This window comes from Mycoplasmopsis hyopharyngis (assembly GCF_045276885.1).
Taxonomy (GTDB): Bacteria; Bacillota_I; Bacilli_A; order Mycoplasmatales; family Metamycoplasmataceae; genus Mycoplasmopsis; species Mycoplasmopsis hyopharyngis.
The window spans coordinates 728,702-750,045 of sequence record NZ_CP174164.1; the positions used below are offsets into that span (position 1 = coordinate 728,702).

General features: G+C 25.5%; 21 protein-coding genes, 1 tRNA gene and 1 other RNA gene. 9 read left to right on the forward strand and 14 right to left on the reverse strand.

Annotation, left to right across the window (positions count from 1 at the left end):
* Positions 1-104 precede the first annotated feature (104 nt).
* Together ACJA25_RS02995 and ACJA25_RS03000 are read left to right on the forward strand one after the other, a co-directional pair.
* Positions 105-1,787, forward strand: a complete 1,683-nt coding sequence (locus ACJA25_RS02995; RefSeq protein ID WP_406615228.1) for a S41 family peptidase — start codon at positions 105-107, stop codon at positions 1,785-1,787.
* Between the two features lie 67 nt (positions 1,788-1,854).
* Positions 1,855-1,930, forward strand: a tRNA-Thr gene (locus ACJA25_RS03000).
* 60 nt (positions 1,931-1,990) lie between these two features.
* Here ACJA25_RS03000 and nusG read toward each other — a convergent pair.
* The 6 genes from nusG to ACJA25_RS03030 all read right to left on the reverse strand — a co-directional run bounded on the left by nusG (position 1,991) and on the right by ACJA25_RS03030 (position 5,712).
* Complete coding sequence (nusG, locus tag ACJA25_RS03005) at positions 1,991-2,596, reverse strand: transcription termination/antitermination protein NusG (RefSeq protein ID WP_406615230.1); 606 nt, start codon at positions 2,594-2,596, stop codon at positions 1,991-1,993.
* An 8-nt stretch (positions 2,597-2,604) separates the two neighbouring features.
* Entirely contained in the window at positions 2,605-2,814 is a 210-nt protein-coding gene (gene secE, locus ACJA25_RS03010; protein ID WP_406615232.1) for a preprotein translocase subunit SecE, read from the reverse strand.
* A 3-nt stretch (positions 2,815-2,817) separates the two neighbouring features.
* Positions 2,818-2,967, reverse strand: a complete 150-nt coding sequence (gene rpmG, locus ACJA25_RS03015; RefSeq protein ID WP_406615234.1) for a 50S ribosomal protein L33 — start codon at positions 2,965-2,967, stop codon at positions 2,818-2,820.
* Positions 2,968-3,113: 146 nt separating this feature from the next.
* Positions 3,114-3,716, reverse strand: a complete 603-nt coding sequence (locus ACJA25_RS03020) for a hypothetical protein (protein WP_406615236.1) — start codon at positions 3,714-3,716, stop codon at positions 3,114-3,116.
* 6 nt (positions 3,717-3,722) lie between these two features.
* Positions 3,723-4,436 carry a 23S rRNA (guanosine(2251)-2'-O)-methyltransferase RlmB gene (gene rlmB, locus ACJA25_RS03025; RefSeq protein WP_406615238.1) on the reverse strand — a complete coding sequence of 238 codons (714 nt, stop codon included), beginning with the start codon at positions 4,434-4,436 and terminating at the stop codon, positions 3,723-3,725.
* Positions 4,437-4,470: 34 nt separating this feature from the next.
* Positions 4,471-5,712 (reverse strand): class I tRNA ligase family protein, encoded by a 1,242-nt coding sequence (locus tag ACJA25_RS03030; protein ID WP_406615240.1) that lies wholly within the window; start codon positions 5,710-5,712, stop codon positions 4,471-4,473.
* Positions 5,713-5,786: 74 nt separating this feature from the next.
* On the opposite strand from ACJA25_RS03030, the gene ACJA25_RS03035 reads away from it, so the two are divergent.
* From ACJA25_RS03035 to ACJA25_RS03060, 6 genes are all read left to right on the forward strand, one after another.
* A complete protein-coding gene (locus ACJA25_RS03035) occupies positions 5,787-7,415 on the forward strand; it encodes an ABC-F family ATP-binding cassette domain-containing protein (RefSeq protein WP_406615242.1) in 1,629 nt (542 codons plus the stop codon).
* Between the two features lie 503 nt (positions 7,416-7,918).
* Positions 7,919-9,328, forward strand: a complete 1,410-nt coding sequence (gene gltX, locus ACJA25_RS03040; RefSeq protein ID WP_406615244.1) for a glutamate--tRNA ligase — start codon at positions 7,919-7,921, stop codon at positions 9,326-9,328.
* Positions 9,319-9,699, forward strand: coding sequence for a hypothetical protein (locus ACJA25_RS03045; RefSeq protein WP_406615246.1), 381 nt, complete (start codon positions 9,319-9,321; stop codon positions 9,697-9,699). The genes gltX and ACJA25_RS03045 overlap by 10 nt, the downstream gene beginning before the upstream one ends.
* Positions 9,700-9,779: 80 nt before the next feature.
* Positions 9,780-10,850 carry a tyrosine-type recombinase/integrase gene (locus ACJA25_RS03050; protein ID WP_406615248.1) on the forward strand — a complete coding sequence of 357 codons (1,071 nt, stop codon included), beginning with the start codon at positions 9,780-9,782 and terminating at the stop codon, positions 10,848-10,850.
* Positions 10,851-10,948: 98 nt separating this feature from the next.
* The gene (locus ACJA25_RS03055; protein WP_406615250.1) at positions 10,949-11,320 is read left to right on the forward strand and encodes a hypothetical protein; all 372 of its coding nucleotides are present in this window, start codon (positions 10,949-10,951) and stop codon (positions 11,318-11,320) included.
* 184 nt (positions 11,321-11,504) lie between these two features.
* On the forward strand, positions 11,505-11,852 hold the full coding sequence (locus ACJA25_RS03060) for a hypothetical protein (protein WP_406615252.1): 348 nt from the start codon (positions 11,505-11,507) through the stop codon (positions 11,850-11,852).
* 36 nt (positions 11,853-11,888) lie between these two features.
* On the opposite strand, the gene serS is transcribed toward ACJA25_RS03060, so the two are convergent.
* Genes serS through ACJA25_RS03095 form a run of 7 tightly spaced genes read right to left on the reverse strand, consistent with a single transcriptional unit; the run spans position 11,889 to position 19,290 of the window.
* A complete protein-coding gene (gene serS / locus ACJA25_RS03065; RefSeq protein ID WP_406615254.1) occupies positions 11,889-13,157 on the reverse strand; it encodes a serine--tRNA ligase in 1,269 nt (422 codons plus the stop codon).
* A 54-nt stretch (positions 13,158-13,211) separates the two neighbouring features.
* Positions 13,212-13,760, reverse strand: a complete 549-nt coding sequence (locus tag ACJA25_RS03070) for a DJ-1/PfpI family protein (RefSeq protein WP_406615256.1) — start codon at positions 13,758-13,760, stop codon at positions 13,212-13,214.
* Between the two features lie 15 nt (positions 13,761-13,775).
* Positions 13,776-14,489, reverse strand: coding sequence for a DUF402 domain-containing protein (locus ACJA25_RS03075; protein ID WP_406615258.1), 714 nt, complete (start codon positions 14,487-14,489; stop codon positions 13,776-13,778).
* Positions 14,490-14,491: 2 nt separating this feature from the next.
* On the reverse strand, positions 14,492-16,468 hold the full coding sequence (locus ACJA25_RS03080) for an MYPU_1760 family metalloprotease (protein WP_406615260.1): 1,977 nt from the start codon (positions 16,466-16,468) through the stop codon (positions 14,492-14,494).
* A gap of 26 nt (positions 16,469-16,494) precedes the next feature.
* A complete protein-coding gene (holA, locus tag ACJA25_RS03085; RefSeq protein ID WP_406615262.1) occupies positions 16,495-17,445 on the reverse strand; it encodes a DNA polymerase III subunit delta in 951 nt (316 codons plus the stop codon).
* 7 nt (positions 17,446-17,452) lie between these two features.
* Positions 17,453-18,856, reverse strand: a complete 1,404-nt coding sequence (locus ACJA25_RS03090) for an MAG0480 family ComEC-like protein (RefSeq protein WP_406615264.1) — start codon at positions 18,854-18,856, stop codon at positions 17,453-17,455.
* Positions 18,781-19,290, reverse strand: a complete 510-nt coding sequence (locus ACJA25_RS03095) for an MAG0490 family ComEA-like DNA-binding protein (protein WP_406615266.1) — start codon at positions 19,288-19,290, stop codon at positions 18,781-18,783. Before ACJA25_RS03095 ends, ACJA25_RS03090 begins: the two co-directional genes overlap by 76 nt.
* Before the next feature lie 66 nt (positions 19,291-19,356).
* On the opposite strand from ACJA25_RS03095, the gene rnpB reads away from it, so the two are divergent.
* An RNA gene (rnpB, locus tag ACJA25_RS03100) (RNase P RNA component class B) lies at positions 19,357-19,624 on the forward strand.
* An 87-nt stretch (positions 19,625-19,711) separates the two neighbouring features.
* Here the strand turns inward: rnpB and ACJA25_RS03105 are convergent.
* Positions 19,712-20,983: an ATP-binding protein gene (locus ACJA25_RS03105; RefSeq protein WP_406615268.1), complete on the reverse strand. Its 1,272-nt coding sequence runs from the start codon at positions 20,981-20,983 to the stop codon at positions 19,712-19,714.
* Between the last annotated feature and the right edge of the window lie 361 nt (positions 20,984-21,344).

Sequence of the window (21,344 nt, forward strand, 5' to 3'; positions counted from 1 at the left end):
TACTTATTTATAGGTAAATGCGTTTTTTATTTCGATTTAAAAATTGGTTTTGTTTGCTATATTGTAAGTGTTTAAATTGATAGTAAATGTTTATAATTGTTAATATGAAAACTAAATTAAAAATGGGTTGTGCTTTTTTAGGTATGACTTTACCACTATTAACTACTTCTTGCTTAACATTAAAATGAGAAAATGATGATGATAAAAATATTGAACAAAGAGCATTAGAACTAGTTAATTATTCAAGAGAATACAAAATCAAAAATAATAAAATGAACTTATATTTTGTAGAAAAGGGTAATGTTCCTTATGTTGATGTTGATGAAACAATCAGAACATTAAAAGGTTATTTTGATCTTAAAACATACTTTAGCTACAAAAAGATATTTAGACCCCAAATTGCTTTTTCATCAAAAAGTGGCGAAATAGTTTTCGATTGAAAAAACAATGAAATATATTTTAAAAATGTTGGTTATGATAACTTTACGGAACAAACACTAGAAACTAACTATAGTAAGAATTTAAAATATGCAATTTCATTTTATAAAGATTATTCTCCCAATAATATTGTGTTATCTTTAGACAAGTACAAATTTGACATTTTGAGGCACAAGGGAAAGATAATGATTCCTTTTGCTTTATTTAACACTTTATTTTGTAGCGAAAATTATTTTAATTTATATTACACTGGACAAAAAGTTTTAGCAGCAGATTTTGGTATGAGCGACCATATCGAAAACATTGAACAAATTAAAAAATCAGAATTCAATTCACAACTAGCACCTGAGGATGTTAGACATGCTACTTATAATCATCTAGCACTTGTAATGGACCATTACTATGGATTAAGAAAGCATAAAAAGATTGACGATTTCGAAGCTAAATATTTATCAGCACACAAAGATCAATTTTTAAGTCAAGACGCTAAAGTTTATTCATCTGCCTATGGTAAATTCTTTCATGGTTATTTAGATGAATTACACACTAGTATTTCTTCATTATCGTTTTATGATGATCCTAAAAGAAAAGTTTTTGATCTTGGTGAAGATACTAAAAGTGATTTCAGAGTTAAATATGCTGAAAAAAGATTATTCTTAACCCAACAAAGAAAAATAAATTGAGACAACAAAGTTTTAAGATTTATAGATGATGAAACTGCAGTAATTTCTTTTGATCAATTTAGCACCGGAACCAAAGAACAATTACAAAGTGCTGAACCATATAAGTATGATACTTATGAACTTTTTAAAAAAGCTTTTGAAGCAATAGAAGCTAAACCAAGCATTAAAAATATTGTTATTGACCTATCTTTAAATGGTGGTGGTAATGTTGCTGCTATGTGAAGAACACTAGGTTTTTTAACAGATAAAAAAATTAAACATCATTCATATAATGTTTTAGACCAAACTCTTTCAACCACTGATATTCAAGTAGATATTGATGGTGATGGAAAATACGATAAAGATGCTTATTCACAATATAATTGATTAGTTCAAACTAGTATCAATACTTTTAGTGCTGCTAATCAATTTGCTAATATAGCTAAAGAAATGAAAATAGCAAAAATCATTGGCCAAAAATCAGGTGGCGGTGCTTGTTCGGTTTTACCGGTTGTTTTGGTTGATGGGACCACTGTTGTAATCAGCTCAAATAATTCTCTTTTAACTCAAAAAGGTAATGAATTTAAAATAGTTGAAGATGGTATTGAACCAGATTTAACTATTGATTATCCTGATTTTTACAAAGATCAAGTCCTTAGTCAAGTAATTAAAAATTCAGAAGAATAAAAAAATCGATAGTTTTGATAAAAAAATCTATCGTTTTTTTATTTTAATTTATATAATAAATATTAATGCCGTCATAGCTCAGTTGGCAGAGCACATCCATGGTAAGGATGGGGTCGCTGGTTCAAGTCCAGTTGTCGGCACCATTTGATATTTATTGATTATCACCAAATAAAAAAACAAGAATTTTCGTAAGTTCTTGTTTTTTATTCCTCAGTTAATTTAACTATTGAATAATCAAATTCAACAGGAGTTCTTTTTCCAAAGACTTCAATTTCTAATTCAACTTTATTTTGTTGTTCATTTGTTCTTAAAACTTTACCTACTTGTCCTTTAAATGGACCTTCGATAACTTCTAAGATATCATTAACATCAAATTTAGCAATTCCTTTGTTATCTTTAAATTCAATCATTGCTTTTTCTTCAGCTAAAAACATTTTGTCAATTTCTTTTTGAGAAACAGGGGTAGGTTTTGCTCCCTTACCAGAAGAACCAATTAAACCTGTAACATATTGAGTATTACGTACAACAAATCAAGCTCTATCAGTCATTAGCATTCTAATAAATATATATCCACCATACATATTTACTCATTTGATTTTGTATTCTTCACCTTTTAGTTTTTTTTGTGCTTCTCTAGAAGTTAAAGTAGGTTTTTTAAATATTTTAAATGCGCCTGTTTCAGTAGCATCCATATCAAAGTTCTCTTCAACAACTTCGGCAATAATTCTATTTTTTAATGATTCAATAACTAAATCTTCTTTACCAGATACAGTTGAAATCATATATCATGAAAATTTATTTTTTTCCATATTAGCTCCTAAATGGTTTCTATTCCAATCGCTTTTCAAATCAAAGTAATCATTGTTGCGAATAAAACAACTACAGTTGTAAATAAAATGGTGAAGACAATAATTTGAGCAAATGCTTTTCAATTTTCTTTAGGTTTAGATCATCTAACTCTACGTAATTCTTTAACGAATTTTCTAAAATAATATTTTTTCTCTCTTTGCTTTTTTTCTTTTTTCATTCTTTATTTTTCCTCTTTATGTACAGTATGTTTTTTACATCTTGGGCAAAACTTTTTAATCACTATTCGTTTTTCTGAACTATGACTTTTATTTGTAACATAATTTTTTATAAAGCATTCTTCACAACATAATGAAACTTTTGTTTTTAACATAGTTTAATTATATAAATTAAATATTTAATATTTAGATATTTTACTTTTTTTATTTAAAAAATGTACTAATTAAATAGTTAAAACTGTGCTTTTTAAAGATAAACAAAAAGGATGAATAGAAAAAATCTATCATCCTTCTTTTTAAATTATGCTATTTTGTAAAAACTTTTTAGCTTTAAAGAAAGTTCACTTCTCATTTTATTTATTTTGTTAGTTGTATAAAGTTGACTAACTTTCCCATTTTTTGCATTAAGAACAATTTTTAATTTCTTCTTTTCATCATCTGTTAAAGAGTCAACAAATCTTTGATAATCAATGTTGTCAATTTCAGTTTCGATCTTCAACAATGAATCATGATCAACTAAATCAAAAAATACTTCAACGTCGTCTTCATTAAATGTTTTTCAATGCAGCATATGTTCTTCATTGATTCTTCTTTTTCTTAACCAATATTTGACAACATTTTGAACAGATAATTTTGTTGTATATAATAAAAAATTCAAAAAGGGAATATTTAATTTTGGATCAAACTTTTTAGAGCACTTAACAGCAAAATCTAAACAAAGATTGAAAATATCACTTTCTTCAAGTGGGATGTTCGAGTATGATTTAATAATTCTTTTACTTAAGAGTTCTAAATCTTTACTATGTCTGACAGAAATAAATTTTGCAATTTGTTGATTATCTCATTGGCTTAAATAAGTAAATATTTGATAATCAGACAAATTTTTTCTAAAAATGGATTGCATTTTCCCCTATTTCTCTTGCTTACTTTGTTTTGATATTTCATATAACAAAATACCAGTTGCAACAGAAACATTTAAAGATTGTACTGTTCCCGTTTGAGGAATATATACCAAAGAATCAACAAGATTTAATGTTGATTTACTAGAACCTTTCTCTTCATTTCCTACAACCAAAGCCATAGGAAAATTAAATTCTGTTTTATCTAACACCGTTGAATTTTCATTTAGTATAGAACCATATGTTCAGAAATTCATTTTTTTGAGTTTTGTAATAGTAGCACTTATACTATTTACTCTTATAAATTTCATTCCCACAAAGCCACCAGAACTTATTTTTAAAACTGTTGAATTAATTTCAACACTTCTTTCCTTAGGAAAAATTATATGTTTAAAACCAAAAGCATTAGCGGTTCTTAAAATAGCGCCAAAATTGTGCGGATCTTGTAAATGATCTAATATCAAAACTTTATCAGGCAAGTCATTCATTAAAATATCAATATTGTAATAGGTTATATCTTTAATCAAAGCAATATAACCCTGATGATTTTGATTTGTTTTCTTATTTAATTCATTTTTATCTTCTATAAAAATTTGTATATCTTTATTATATTTTTTAATTTCATTAGCAGCTTGAACATTTGCTACATAACAGCATTTTATTGGAAAATTGTTTTGTAATGCTTCGATAACACTATTCTTACCACATAGATATAATTTTGACATTTTGTCTCCTTGTTTTTTAATAACCTTTTTATAGTTAAATCAAATTATTTTCAATCAAAATTTGTCTCAATTTATCTGCTTGTTGATATTCTTTTTTCCCTATAAAATAGTTTCATTCATCAAAAATCTTTATAAATTCATTTATATATTTTTCATTTGTGAAATTAAAGTGGATAAGTTCAGTAATATTTTTAAATATGTATGCTTTTTCTAGATTAGTTTCTTTATTTAAATCTTTGATTAAAGCGTTGACCTTTAAATTAAAAGTTGAAAAATCAAGATCAAAAAGATCTTTTGCTATATCTTTTAGTGCTTCATTTTGTTCAAAAGTAACCTTTTTATCTCTTAAAGTTAATAAACTTTTAAAGTAAGTTTTTTTGTATTTTTTATACACTTGTTCAACATTTGAAAATAGTTCATCTGTTAGATTTAAAGGTGCTGAAAATTTTGAGCTAAGGATAATTAATTTATATAAATCAACATTTTTTTGATCTGCTAAAAAATCTTTTGCCAAAATAACATTTCCTAAAGATTTCGACATCTTAACACTATTTAAATTAATTTGACCAGTTCTTAATCATTGTTTTGCTAATGGTTTTTTAAACAATGAAAAATGTTGAATATTTTCATTTTCATGATGAGGAAAAATTAAATCTACTCCTCCTCCATGAATATCAACTCCTTGTTTGTCAAAATGTTTGTTGATTAAAACTACACATTCAGTGTGTCAACCAGGTCTTCCTGGACCTCAAGGAGAATCAAATTTAATTCCTTTTGTAGTTTTTTTTCATAAAGCAAAATCTGCTGGATTTTTCTTTAAATTTGAATTTTCGCTTTCATCGAAAACCATATCTTGTAATTGTCTGTTAGAAATTTTGCCATATTCTTCTTGACAAGAAAGTACATCAAATCAAACATTATTATTTTTGTCTAAATATGCTTTTTTGTTTGCTAAAAGTTTTTCAATATAACTTGTAATTAAAGAAATATTATCAGTAACATATTCAACATTTGTGATTGTATCAACATTTAATGTTTTTAAGATTTCAAGATATTCTGTAGCATATTTTTTAGAAATCTCTTGCTCATTTATGTTTGTGGCGATAGCTTTATCAATTATTTTGTCATCAATGTCAGTGATATTGTGAATAAATTTATATTCAATTCCTAATATTTTTGCTGCTTTAAGCATTAAATCAATTGTAACAATTGGTCTAATATTTCCAATATGAACACTGTTATAAACAGTTGGACCACAAACATAAATTTTTAGCATAATTTAATATTATAACCAAAACACATTGGCCTTTTGTGTGTTAATATTAATAATAAATAATATTGGAGTTTAAAATGTTAGAAGTAGATAATTTATCAAAGATTTTCAGTGATAAAAAACTGTTTGAAAATGTGTCATTAAAATTCACTGAGGGTAATACTTACGGAATTATAGGTGCTAATGGTGCAGGTAAATCAACCTTTTTAAAAATTTTAGCCGGAGAAGTTGAATCAACTTCTGGTTATGTGAAAAAAGATAAAAACGCTAGATTAAGCGTGCTTTCTCAAGATCACAATGCCTACAACGATTTAATTGCTACTGAAGTAGTAATTATGGGCAATTCTGAATTACACAAAATCAAAGAAGAAAAAGATGCGATTTATGCAAATCCAAATGCAACGATGGAAGATTTTGAAAGAGCGGGTGATCTAGAAAATAAATATGGCGAACTTGGAGGTTGAACTGCTGAAAATGATGCACAAGAATTATTATCAGGTCTAAACATTCCTAAAGAAAAATGGGAAGCACCGATGAGTGAACTAACTGCTAATCAAAAAATTAAAGTTTTACTAGCAAAAGCTCTTTTTGGTAACCCTGACATTTTAATCATGGATGAACCTACAAACCACTTGGATTTAAAATCAATTAAATGACTAGAAAACTTTTTAATTGACTATCCACATATCGTTATTGTAGTTTCTCATGATAGTGACTTTTTAGATTCAATTTGTACTCATATTGTTGATATTGATTATAATGAAGCAAAAATGTATACTGGTAATTATTCTTTCTGAAAACAATCATCAGAATTAGCTAAAGAAATGATGAAACAATCAAACGAGAAAAAAGAAGTTCAAATTGAAAAATTAAAAACCTTTATTGCTCGTTTTTCTGCCAATGCATCAAAATCAAGACAAGCTACTAGTAGAAAAAAATTATTAGACAAAATTACTTTAGATGAAATTAAACCTTCAAATAGAAAATATCCTTATATTGCTTGAGAGTTAAATAGAGAATTAGGTAAAGATATTTTAACTGTTGAAAACTTATCGTTAAAAAATGATAATGGTGAATACTACTTTAATGATGTTTCTTTTACTTTAACTAGAGGTGAAAAATTAGCTTTATTAGGAGAAGATGACATTGCTAAAACTAAATTTTTACAATGTTTAATAGGCGAAATTAAACCAACTTCTGGAACTATAAAATGAGGTCAAACAGTAAAAACTAGTTATTATCCTAATGACAATACTAAATACTTTAACGAAGATTCAACAATCATTGAATGATTAGCAAAATGACCACTAGAAAATTCAACCGAAGAAACCAAAGACGTTTCTGATCACAGGATGAGAAGCTTTTTAGGAAGAATGTTATTTTCAAATGACACAGTTTTTAAAAAGGTTTCGGTTACTTCTGGTGGAGAAAAAGCAAGATTGATGTTTTCAAGAATGATGCTTTTAGAATCAAACTTTATCATCTTAGATCAACCATTAGACCATTTAGATACTGAAAGTATTGATTCAGTTATTGATGGTGTTCGTTCATATAGAGGTGGCGCTATATTTACTACTTACAACTCAGCTTTTATCAATAATTGTGCTAATGTAATTCTAGATATTAGACCTAACAATAGCTTTATTTTTAGAGGAACATTAGATGAATATGTTGAGGCAATGGGTTGAAACAACCAAGAAAAATAATATTAGTTTTTTAAACTAGTAAAATCTGTTGTTATATTAGTGTTCAAGGCGTCTTGCTCAGGTTAGAAAATAACAAACCTGAGAGTTGTATATAAATCGCTAAGCTTCAGTAATGAAGACAACAAAAGGGTATCTATGTTAGATATCACTCTTTTTGTTTTTTGATACTGTTTTCTAAATCAATAAAAGTTATAAATTAGTATGTAAATAAAAAATCATTTTTTCCTTATTGGTCTATAAATAAGGTGAAAATGATTTTTTTATTCTTTTAAGTCCGAAAGTAAAAGTAGGTTAAGTTTATTTTTAAAAAACAAAGCTTTATAAAACTTATTAGATAATTAAAAGCTTTTATTTGGCACATTTTAAAAAACTCAAAAATAACTAAGTTGATTAGTAATTTAACAATTATTTTTTACTGTTTTTTGTAAGTGATATCATTTTTGTTGCTTTCTTTATTTTTAACACATTAGTAGTAATTTAATAAATGTATAATAATATTCATTATGAATAATAAAAAAATAAGAACTAGATATGCTCCTAGTCCAACAGGTTATTTACACATTGGAGGAGCAAGAACCGCTTTATTTTGTTATCTATATGCAAAGCATTTAGATGGTGATTTTATTTTTAGATTAGAAGACACCGATGTTAAAAGAAATGTTAAAGATGGAGAAAAATCTCAATTAGACAATCTTGCTTGATTAGGAATTGTTCCTGATGAAAGTCCTCAAAAACCAAATCCAAAATGTGGCAAATATAGACAAAGTGAAAAGTTAAATAGATATCAAGAAATTATTGATGAACTTATAGCAAAAAATTTAGCATATAAAGCATATGACACAACTGAAGAATTAGAATTGCAACATCAAGAAAGTGAAAAAAAGGGTATTCCTTCATTTAGATATGATCGTAATTTTTTAAAGCTAACTGATGAAGAAATTCAAAAAAGAGATAAAGCTAAACAATATTCAGTTAGATTAGCAATGCCAAAAGATAAAGTTTATGAATGAGATGACATTGTAAGAGGAAAGATTTCATTTAACTCTAATGAAATTGGTGATTGAGTTATTCAAAAAAGTGATGGGTATCCAACATATAACTTCGCTGTTGTAGTTGATGATCATGATATGTCGATTACTCATATTTTAAGAGGGGAAGAGCATATAACAAACACTCCTAAACAATTAGCAGTTTATGATGCTTTAAAATGAGAAGTTCCTTTATTCGGTCATATGACAATTATTACCAATATGGAAGGTAAAAAACTTTCAAAAAGAGATACTTCTTTAAAACAATTTATTGAAGATTATAAAAATGAAGGATATCATCCTCATGCAATTTTTAACTTCTTATCATTACTTGGTTGAACACCAAATGAAACTATTGAATTAATGTCAAAAGAAGAAATTATTCAAAAATTTGACTCTGCAAGATTAAGCAAGTCTCCTTCAAAGTTTGATATTCAAAAAATGCAATGATTTTCAAAGCAATACATCAAAAACACAGATACTAAAGAATTGATTAAAATTCTAAAATTAAACAAAGAAAAAGACCAAGAATGAATTTCTCTTTTTGTTGATACATATAAACAAAATGTGTATACATATAATCAAATTTTAGAACACAAAAAAATCTATGAAGAAATTAAAAAAGAACCTTGCGTTACTATTGAAAAAGAAGACGAACTTGTTGTTAAAACTTTCGCAAAAATATTAAATGAAGTTCCTTTTACCATTGAAAATATACAAGAAGCAATAAATAAAACTCAAGAAATTACAAAACAAAAAGGTAAAAAACTATTTATGCCAATTAGAATTGCTACTACCTTTGAAGAGCACGGACCAGAGTTAGCAAAAGCAATATTTTTGTTTGGACAAAAAGTTATTAGAGAAAGAATTAAAAAATGAAATTAGAATTTAAATCAAAACATATTCAAATGGGCAAAGAAGGAAAAATAGAATTTGAAACTGATTTAAATAAATTTGAAGTTTCTAAAAATTCTTATGAATATGAATTTTCTGATCCTGAAACAAAAGAATTGATTCAAATTACTATAAAAGGGAAAAAAGAAGCAACAATAGTTTCTGGTGCTTCAACTTTGAATTTTGTTTTAAACGAACCCATTGAAAATTCTTTTCAAGTTGAAGGGGTTGGTGATTTATTAATTACCAGTTTTTTAGAAAAACTAGAAACAAAAGAAAAATATCATTTAATTGCTTATCACATAAAAATGAATAATGAAATAATTGGACAATTCAATGTTGAATTAAAAATTAAAGATTAGTTCATAACAAACAAATACTTTTCTAAATCGCGAATTAAAAGAACTTTAATTCGCTTTTTTAATAGGAGAGTATAACAATAATGAAAAACATCGAATATGTAAATCTTTATCTTAAAGACTTCGAAAAACAAATAAACCTTGGACACAAAAGTAGAAGGACTTTTGAAACCTATAAGATTTATTTAAACAAACTTGTAAATTGAAGAACAAATGATGAGTTATTAAAACAAATCAACTTGATATTGGCTAATAATTGTTCTGATAACACCAATTTTACAACTAGAACTATTTTTAAAATCTTTGTAAAATGATATTCATTTATTACCAAAACATATATTCCTTTGATTCTAAAATCAAAAAGCTTTAAACATACTTTTGGTACTAGATTAGCCTTTAAGGAAAAAGAGTTAAACATTTTACTTGAAGAATTAGAAAACTTTAACAATAAAAAATTTAAAGCCATCTTTTTAATTCTTTTGTCAAATGGAATAAGAGTTTCTGAATGAACAAACATTGATTGAAATAAGCTAAAGCAAAACAATTGGATCATTACCATTTGTACTGCTAAAAAAGGAATAAATAGACCATTTAAAATTCCAAATCATGGAATATACCAAGGATTAAGACAAGAACTAGAAAATTTAAATTTAAAAATTAAACCAAAGACTATAAAAAATCTTTTTACCAAGTTTTCTATCTTTGTCAAAGAAAAGCATCCTGAATTAAATAGAACAATTTCTTCACACATCTTAAGGCATAATTTTGCTACTAGACTTTTTAGAAACCAACCCAACAATGGAATTGAAGACGTAGCAAGAGCATTAGGACATAAAAATAGCGAAACCGCTCGTAAAACATATATCGATTATAGCAATGAATATCAAAGTTCATTAATGACGCTAGCAACTATGGAATATATAGATGCAATGGGCGTATCTCAATTACAAAAACAATTAAAACTTTCAAGAGAAAGGGAATTAATTTTGGAACAAGAATTAAAATCAATCAAGAAACAGTTAAAAGAAAAGGAAATTCTAGAAGCAAATAAAGATAGTCAAAGCCAATACAATTTTGGTTTTATAAACACATATTTAGAAAAAAATAATCATCTTAAAATATTTTTGAATTCTAGAAATAACTTGATTATCTAACTTTTGCTAGAACAAAATTTTTTTTAATTTTTTTATGCTAATTTTCAAAAAATGTACATATATAAGTAGTAATACTTTTATATGAAGGGAGCATATCAATGTTCAAAAACATTAAAGTTTCTAAAAGAGAAGCGTTAAAAGAAATATCAAAGTTTAAAAATATAGAATATACTTTAATTAATATTGATGAACAAACTATACAGGTTGTAATCGAATGTAAAAACAAAAAAGTTTTGGTTGTTCCTGAAACACCAAAGCATGGAGAAAAAATGGGTGAAGTCGGAAAATTAAGTATCAAAGAATTGATTAAGATTATTAAAGAAAACACTTTATCAAAACAAGATGTAATTGAAATTTTTGATCAAAAGTTTGACGAAAAGTTTGATGAGAAAATTAAGCCGATTTTAAAAAGACTTGATAGATTAGAATCATTCCACAAGAAAGAAATTGAAAGTTTGCAAGAAAAATAAATTTTGCGAATTTTTTCTTAACTTCTTCAATTTCACAAAAATTTTTTATGAATTATTTTAAAAAATATTAGGCATTTTATTTTATTTAATATTGAAGAGCAATTCTTAAATAAAGATTAATATCTAGTTTTTAATAAATAATATAATTAAATTTATAGAAAAATTGTAATGGAAATGGAATTTTATGAAGAAAATAAAATCGCTTAATGTGTTTTTATACGCTATTCCTCTTTGTTCAATAGCAGCTATTTCAACAATAAGTTGCATCAAAAGTCCTGAACAAAAAGAGTATGAAAAAACCCAAAAAGAGTTTAATAAAAAGGTCGAAGAATTTAATGAAGTTCTTTCAAAAACAACATTAGGATCTGCTTTATTATTAATTATTGAACCAATTCAAAAGCAAATTCAAGAACAACAAGAAAAAGATAAAAATAGCACTGAAAAATTAACTCCCGAACAATATAAGGAAAAAACCAATTCTTTAAGAATTTTAATTTCTTTAATTGATAGTACTATTTTGAAATTGAAATAAAAATATGTTTGTCTTTTTGTGGCAAACATATTTTTATTATTTGATTTTATCAATTCCATTCATATAAGGAATTAATTTTTCAGGAATGCTAATTGAACCATCTTTATTTTGATAGTTTTCTAAAATAGATGCAACTAATCTATCGATTGCTAAACCTGAACCATTGATTGTGTGAGCATATTGATTTTCACCTTTTTCATTCTTGTATCTAATCATTGCTCTTCTAGCTTGGAAATCACCAAAATAAGAAATTGAACTTACTTCTCTATATTTAATTTCTGAAGGAATTCATAATTCCAAATCGATTGTATGCATAGATGAAAAACCTAAATCACCAGTACATAATTTCATTTCTCTATAAGGAATACCTAAAAGTTCTAAAATGTTTTTAGCATCTTCAACTGTTTTTTCATATTCGTTTCAAGCATCTTTTTCACTAACAATTTTTACCAATTCAACTTTTTTGAATTGATGATTTCTAATAATACCTTTGGTGTCCTTGCCACCTGAACCTGCTTCTGATCTAAAACATTCGGTAAAAGCAGTAAGACAAATAGGTTGGGTCAAATCAACGATTTCATTGTTGTAAATATTAGTTAAAGTAACTTCAGCAGTAGGAATTAAATAATGTTGTAATCCTTCAAGTGCAAATAAATCTTCTTTAAATTTTGGTAATTGACCAGTACCATAAAGCATTTCTGGTTTAACTAATACAGGGGTAGCAAATTCAGTATAACCTCTTTTTAGATGTTGATCAAGCATAAAGTTTTGTAATGCTCTAGTTAACATTGCGCCTAAACCTTTGTAAAGTACAAATCTTGAACCAGAAAGTTTAACTGCTCTTTCTAAATCAATAATGTCTAACTTTTTAGCAATTTCATAATGAGGTAAAACACCAGCAATTAAACCTCTACCTAATTTATCATGGCATTTAATAACTTGATTACTATTTTCATCTTTACCAATAGGAACTATATCCAAAGGAATATTAGGAATAGCTAATAATAATTTTTCTACTTCTTCATCATATGATGAGGCCTTTTTTTCTAATGTTTCTAAATCTTTTTTAACATCTTCTATTTCTTTTTTGATTTTAGCTAACTTTTCTGGATCATTTTTAAATTGACCAAACTCTTTTGAAAATTTTGACAATTCAGATTTTTTCAATTGAGCCTTATGCATATAAGTGCCCCGTTTGTTCCCTACTTCTATCAATTTTTCAAAAAGTTTAAGATCAAAATTTCTATTCTTTAACCCTTGTCTAACTTTTTCTTCATTATCTAAAACGAATTTTAAATTTAACATAGCAATCTCCTTAATACATATGTTTATTTTATAACTTTATTTGATAAATAAACATTAATCTAGTCTTGAATACATAGCTCTTTTTACTTCTAAATATTTCTCTTCACCGACTTTTTCTTTAACAATTGTAAGACCTAATTCAAGTCCAGCGGCAGCACATTTAGCAGTTATAAATTTGCCATCGCAGGTTACAAAATCTTCATTTCTTTTACCAACTGTCTTATTTTCAATTTCAGGAATAGGGAAAGAACTGTAATTGAAATTGTCTAAATAACCATTTTCATATAAAACATTAGGTGCATCGCAAATAGCAAAAATATCTTTTTTATCAATTATGAATTTGTCAATCACTGCTAATGATTTTTGATCTTTTCTTAATTCTTGTGCTCCTTTACCACCAGGAATAAATAAAGCATCGTATTTAGAAAAATCTACTTCATTTTCTAAATTAATAGTAACTATTTCATATTGTCCAGTGGCTTGAATATGATTAGGATTATAGTAAGTTAGTTTAGTTAGCATATTTGCTTTTTTTAAGCATGCTATTGTATTAACTAACTCAATATCATTAAAATGAGGGTGTACTAAAACAAGTAAATTCATTTTGACCTCTTTCTTTTATTTTTCAATTTTCTTTTTATTTACACTATTGGTAGAATGAGATAATTCTTTTTTCTTTAAAAGATTAACTTTTAAAGTATCTAAATCATACTTGATATAAAAAGGAGTGTGACTTTTTATATAACCCGGTTTGATTTGTTCTCTAAAGTTTTTATTTATCAAATTGTTCTTTTTAGCAATATCAACATAGTATTCAACAATTGTATTATTAAAGAAATAATTAAAAGTATTATATTTATAAATTAATTCATTTAAGTTTTTAAAAACATTAGAAATCATTTTTTTTGGGTAACCAAATTTTTTAGCATTATCTATAAATTCTTCTTTGTCCACTATTTTGAATTCTTGACCAGGATATGCTTTTATATCTAGATCATAATCAACAAACTTTAAAGTGTTGTTTTCAAAAATAGGTGTAGAAGCTAAATTAACATAAACGAAATTTTCATTTGGTTTTAAAATGATTAAAGCATTGTACATTGATTTTTTAGGTAAAAATCATAAAACATATTCTTTATAAGTTCAAGTTGAATAAGGGATTTCATAAACTCTAGTTCTTTTTAACAACAATACATAATGATCTGCAGTATCTCTTAAAATAAGTGCTTTATTTCATTGTCTATATAGTGTTCCATCAAATTTGTATGCTTGGACATTTACTTTTTTAAACTTAGTTAGATTTTTTGTTAATTTGCGTTGCTGGTCTTCCATTTTTATAGGTAGTCCTTACTTAAAATTAATTCACCTTCTAAATTAGGTTCAACAACAAATGTTGGTTTTGATCTTCAAGAATTTTTGTTGTTTTGTTCATCTAACTCATTTTTAAAATGTCAAATAGATCTTTTAGTAGTAATGTCTCTTTTGTCAAAAATGGAAATACCTTTATAAACAATTTCTTCATCATCCATTTTATCATCATTGTTGTTATCTACTCAAATACCAATTTTTTCATTTAATTTTATCGATGTTAAAAGTCCATCAGTATTTTCATAATCTGTATAGTAAGGAATAATTTTTTTAAAATCAAAATCTTCGTGTTCATTTGATGTTAAATTTTTTCTTATATTAAAGTTGTATATAGATTGTTTATGAATTTTTAAAGGCACATTTTTATTATTTGTGTTTTTTAAAACAATAGCTTTTGCGTTTTTAAATTTTTCTTCTAAAAAACCTGAAAAAGCAATGGTATTTAATAATTTCTTATCATCAACTCAAACATTTTGTCCTTCATTGTTTTCATCAAAAATTCATCTATATTCAATTTTTGAATATATTTGAGAAATTGTTTTTCCAAATCCCATTGTGTTTCTCATTGTTTCTAAAAATTGATCTTTTTTAGGTTCATATTTTAATGGTCTAGCAGGTGTTTTGGTTAATAGATTGCCACCATAAATATTGTTAGCATATAATGAATTTTTGTTAAAAGAATTATTATCTATTAAGCTAACTCCGCCATTTGAAAAGCCTATTCCAATGTCATAAACTTTTGCTCAATCTTCTGCGTTTGAAAAACCTTCAAATTTTTTGTAAAAACTTTTTTGCGCAAAGTATGCTCCTGCTCAAGAAAATAGGATTTTATTTTTTTCAAAATCAATAACTTCATATTTATCTTTTTTATCTAACAAAAAATATGGGATATATGCATTTTTTTGTCATTCTCTTGGTATCAATTCTGCTAATGAAAAGTAGTAAGGAATGTCTTTTGATTGAAGCGAATAAGTAGAACCAAACATAAATTTTTGTCTTGAATGTAATTTAGTTCTTGCTGCTATCGCTTCATTTTCAATCTTGTTGCTTGCTAAAAACAATTCTTTTTGTGATAGTGTTTGGTAAATGTTTTTATTGTTAATAATTTTTAATGCATTAGGGTCATTTGTAAAGTCTAAGTAATTTAAATTAGAAAGAAAGTTTTGATAAAAATAAGGATTCCAATAATTTTTACTTGCTGTTGAAGCGTTGTAGTCATTATTTTTAAAATAATAAGTATTATATAAATCATTATTTTTATTAGATGCTATTTCTGCATAACAAGTTGCTCAATGATGCATATATTCATGAAAAACTGTCGGCATTATTGCTATAACTTTATCTCTAACTGATAAATTTCTTTCAGCAAACGATGAAGTGTTTATATACATTTCTTGCACATTTGGTATATAAATACCTTTAACATTGAAATTCAATAATCTAAAATCATTGATATTTATACCATTTAGGAAATTAACTTCTGGTCCAAAAGAAACTTTATTGTGAAATTGATTAGCTAAATATTTAAGACCTACTTTTCCAAGATAAAATCTTTTACCGTTTTCATCTTTTCCATATGAATAGTCTTTAAATTTAATATTTGTTATTGGATCTTTAAATACTAAAATATTTTGATCAACATCAGCATAAGAAAAATGTTTGTCATCATTTTTTTCATCTCATACAAATGACATTTTTTGTTTGTACTCTTCATTATCTTTCAAATGAGGAGCGTTTTTATATTCTAGTTCTGGTAATTTAAATTTTTCTAATTCTTTTCTTAATTGAATTTTACCTATTACTTCATAAGTATCGTGATTAGACTTAAAAATATCACGATAGGTTCATAAAAAATAACCCAAACCTGCCGTAAGGGCAAAAATAATTATTGAAGAAACGATTATCAAAATTTTTGTTTTTGTTGATAAAGGCTGTTTATTCATTTTCTTCCTCTATTAATTAAGTAATATTAAGCAAAAAATTTAATTAAAAAATGTTCAAAACCAATTTTAGGTAAAGTTTTTCCTGTTTTTATTTCAAAATCTAAATCAGCTAAAAACTTAATGATGTTCCGTACTCTGAAAATTCCAAATTTTTTCAACACTGTATATATTTTTTTAACTCTATATAGATTCAAATTAGTTTCTTGTGCTATTTCTTCTAATGATTTCTTATTTTCTAGATAAAAAAATATTTTTTGAGCAATCAAAAAAGAATTTATTATTTGACTAATTAAATATGAAATTTCAGTTTCAAAACTTAATTTTTCTAAATATTTTTTTCAAATTGAGAAAAAATCGTTCGAATCAACTGCGTTAGAAAATCCAAAAACATCATCCACATAATGTTTGCTAACTGAATTTTCAATCATTGTTTTTGTTATGTTTTTATTTAACAATAACAATTTATTAATTTCATCATCAATAATCATTAAATCATTAGGCAACATACTTTGCAACAACATTGCATTTGACAATGATATTGAGCCTTCCTTATTTTTTACTAGTCTAATAATTTCATTTGTTATATCAGAAGTTGAAAGCTTAGGACTTTTAAAAATATTTAAATTATTTTTTGAAAATAAATATTTGGTCAAAATATTTTGATTAACTTTGCTTTCGTCACTTAATTCATTTGCAATGAAAATTAATTCATTATTATTGTTTGTTTCAATAATTTGGATTAATTCTGTTATGTTTTTTTCATTTTCCTTATCTATCTTTTTATAAAAAAAAGGGAAATTTTTAATAAAAATCAATTTTTTATTATGAAATAAATTTTGCGCATTCATTGTTTCTATTAACTCATCAAAGTTGTTTGAAAAGTTAAAATTAACAATTAAATAATTGGAATATTTTTGTTTAATTTCTTCTACTTTATTTTTTATAAAAAAATGTTCTTCGCCAAATAAAATAAACATAGTCTTATTATATATTTTTAATGCGAATACTTATTTTTTTTGTATTTTTTAATAATATTTCTGATGACATTGTAAGCATTAAAATTAATGCTAAATAATAAAGAAAAACTACCTCTTTTTTAACATAAATATTATTGATAAATAAACTAATATGATTACTAAAAATAAGCATCTTGTCTAAAGCAAAATAAATGAAATTGAGCATCGGTGTATTAAAGAAAAAGAAGAATGAAATCAGAAAAACACCTTGAAAAATTGGGGTGTATATCATTATTCAAAATAAACTAAACAGATTCATTTTTTGATTTAAATAAATACTAAACGGAAGTGAAAATAAACAAGTTAAGAATGAAAATGTTAAAAATCTATATACCTTATTTTCTATATTATTTTTACATATTCTACCTAAAAAAAGAGTAATAAGCGAAAAAGTAAAACTTAAAATTGTTGAAAATGAAAAAACATAGTAAGGATTTAGGACAAAAACAACAAACAATGAAATAACTCAAGAATCTAAGATTTTCATTTTTTCTTTTTTATCAAATGATTTAAAAACTATCATAATAAAAGCTCTTAATCCGGATATAAAATTGTTTAACAACAATAAGTAAAAAAACAAAAATCCATTAGTTATTGCTGCTTGTTGTTTCTTGTTTTTAATTCAAAAAAAGATATGATCAAAAGCTCATTTCAAGCAATTAAAATGCATTCCTGAAATTGCTATTAAATGTAAAATATTTAAAGACTTAGCCGTTTCTTTTGTGTCATTGAAATCATTACTTTTAGAAAATAAAAATAACATAAAATACTTTTGAAAAAAATGTTCTTGACGATTAGCAAAATTGTTAATCGCGCTATCAAGATTATACTTACAAAGTTTAAACTCAATAACTTTAATTTTGTCTAATACTCCATTTATTTTATTTACTAAATAAAAATTACCAAAGTCGTTAGCATCTATATTTTTGATATTAGCTTCTAAAACAACAAAATCAGATTTTTGCAAAACCACATTTATTTTTGATTTCCAAATTAAAACATTGCCAAATTTTTTAGTCGAAAGAACCAAAAATTTTTCTTCAACTTTTAAAATAGTTCCTCTTAATTCAACTAACTCTTGTTGATGTTCAATAGGCTTGCTTTTTACGAACCAAAAAACTAATAAAAAAATTGTCAAAATGCTTATAGAAATTAAAAATGTTTTCAAAGACAAAATTAAAAGTGTTACTAGCAAACCAAGTAATAATAATGTAAAGCTAATTCTAAAAGTAATATTTTGATTCTCAATAATCAAAAAGATTAATATAGGAATCATCAAAGTCATAAATATTGGACTTACAATATTAATATCTTTTTTAGTTTTTCAAGTGTTTTTGGTCCAATTCCTGAAATATCTTCCAAATCAGTTCATTCAATAGAAACTTTTGCCTTTCTTAAATTAATGATTTTGCTAGCAATACTTTTGGTAATTCCTCTTGCTATTAATTCCTTTTCATCATTAAGTTCTTTTCATTTTATTTTGTTGCTTTGAATTGCTTTTACAAATATTTTCAAATTTTTGTCAATTCTTTTTTCTAGATCAAATTCTGATAAATCCGAATTTTTGTTATAACCCGCTTTTTGTAAAACTTCTTTGTAGGTAACACCTTTTTTAAAACTATAACTACCTGGGTAATCTACATAACCATTGATTTTTATTGTGATAAATTCTTCTAATTGACTATTATGGTTTTTCTTAAATTGTGAACTAAACTTTGTAGAAAAAAATATAGTTGATGAAGTAACTATAGTTGAAAATAAAATAATTAAAATAACTCATAATTGTTTTTTAGAAAATCATCTCACACTTATATATGTACATTAATTGACTTGAGCAGCCAAAAAAATAAAAATAATGTGATATTATAAGTATGCATCGGTCAACAGCTATATTTTTATAGAGGAAAGTCCACGCTAGCACTTCCTGGAATGGAAGTAGTGTTCATGCTGAGTCCAATAAACTCAGGCAAAGACGACTAGTGCCACAGAGACGAGAATTGTGAAACGCGGTAAACTCCATGAGCTAGAAACCCAAATTTTGGTAGGGGAATTTTAGAGTGGGAATAATAACCACAATAAAAAATTGAAAAATTAGATAAATTGTTGACACCTGAAAAGGTACAGAACGTGGCTTATAGATGTCCAACCTTGCAAAAGGTTGGTTTTTATTTTTGGCTCCAAAAATAAAAAAACATCAAGAGCCCAAATACACTTGATATTTTAAAAGTTAGTCTTTTAACATAGAAATAGGAATGACATATACATTATCTTTTCTTATATAAATTTCTTTTCCATAACCAGTAATGATGGCTATAAATTTAGGTTTTTTACCATTTAAAGTAGACACGATATTGCATGCTTTGATTAATTTAACAGCATCATCATCGAATTGTTTTTCTCCTAACTTTATTTCTATAGCTGCTCATTCATTTTCTAATTCTAATATTGCATCTATTTCATTAAACTTGTCTCTATAGTAAGTCATTTTTATATCATTAGCTTCACAATATACTTTTAGATCTCTATATACCATTGATTCAAAAAGTGTGCCTAATGTTCTTGGTTCATCTAGTAATTTTTTATGATTAATTTGTAGCAAAGCACAAGACAATGTGGGGTCTATAAATCTTTTTTTCGGACTTTGAATTAAGCCATTTCTACTTTTTATAGTAGGCGAATATGGCATAATGTTGTCAAATATCATTAAAGTATTTAATTGTTCAATGTATTCGTTTACTGTCTTATCGGAAATTGAACCTTCTATTATATTTACATCTTCCATTAATGTTTTGTTTGTAACTAATGTATTATCATTTCTTGCTAATGAAATTAATAGTCTTTTACATTTAGTTACAGAACTAGGTTTTAAGAAAATTTTTTCTAATTCTTCATTAACCAACATTTCTACATATTTTTTTGAAAATAATGTAATGTTAGAACTATTTTTCTCAATATTTTTTATAGTTTCATATGCTTCTGGTCATCCACCAGTAATTATTAATTTAGCAATAGTTTCTTTAGTTAAACTTTCATCTCTTTTTATAATTTGATTTATATTTTCATTAAACAGACTAATTAATGACAATTGTCCTGTCGAAATTCCCATTTCATATAAAGTAAGTGTTCTCAAATTAAGAGAAACAATTCTACCAATTCCACTATGATGAACATTTTTTCGATTTGGTGTGACAGAACCGGTTAAAATATAATTTCCTGTTGTTTGAAGACTATCAACTTTGAATCTTACATCATCTCAAATTTGAGGCATATTTTGTCATTCATCAATTAATCTAGGTTTTTCTCCACCATTTAATGCCTCTTGTTTAAAAATTTCATAATTTAAATTAGCTTTTTCATTATCAACTATAAAAACACTTTTACTGTGATGCTTGGCTGTTGTTGTTTTTCCACATCATTTTGGGCCTTTTATGTATAGTGTTTTAAATATTTTTAAATACTCTTCAATTTTTTTATCAACAATTCTTTTGATATATTCCATATATTTCTTTCTTTATTTAAAAACAAAATTCTACTGTTCATTATATACTTTTTCCGTGTTTTTTCCAAAGTTTTTCCGTGTTTTTTCCAAAGTTTTTCCGTGTTTTTTCCAAAGTTTTTCCGTGTTTTTTCCAAAGTTTCCGCACTCAATCAAATTTAGATAAAGCTGTTAACTATCTAATTTAATATAGTTTAAAAAAATAAAACACATTATTCAATTACCAATCTTAACTTCATTAATACTGAAAATGTTTATATGTATGTACTAAATAAATTTCTTTGAAATTAATTTGTTTAAAAATTAACCAATTATTTTATTAGTTAGAAAAAGCAATAAAAAAAATACAAAAAACCTACTTTTT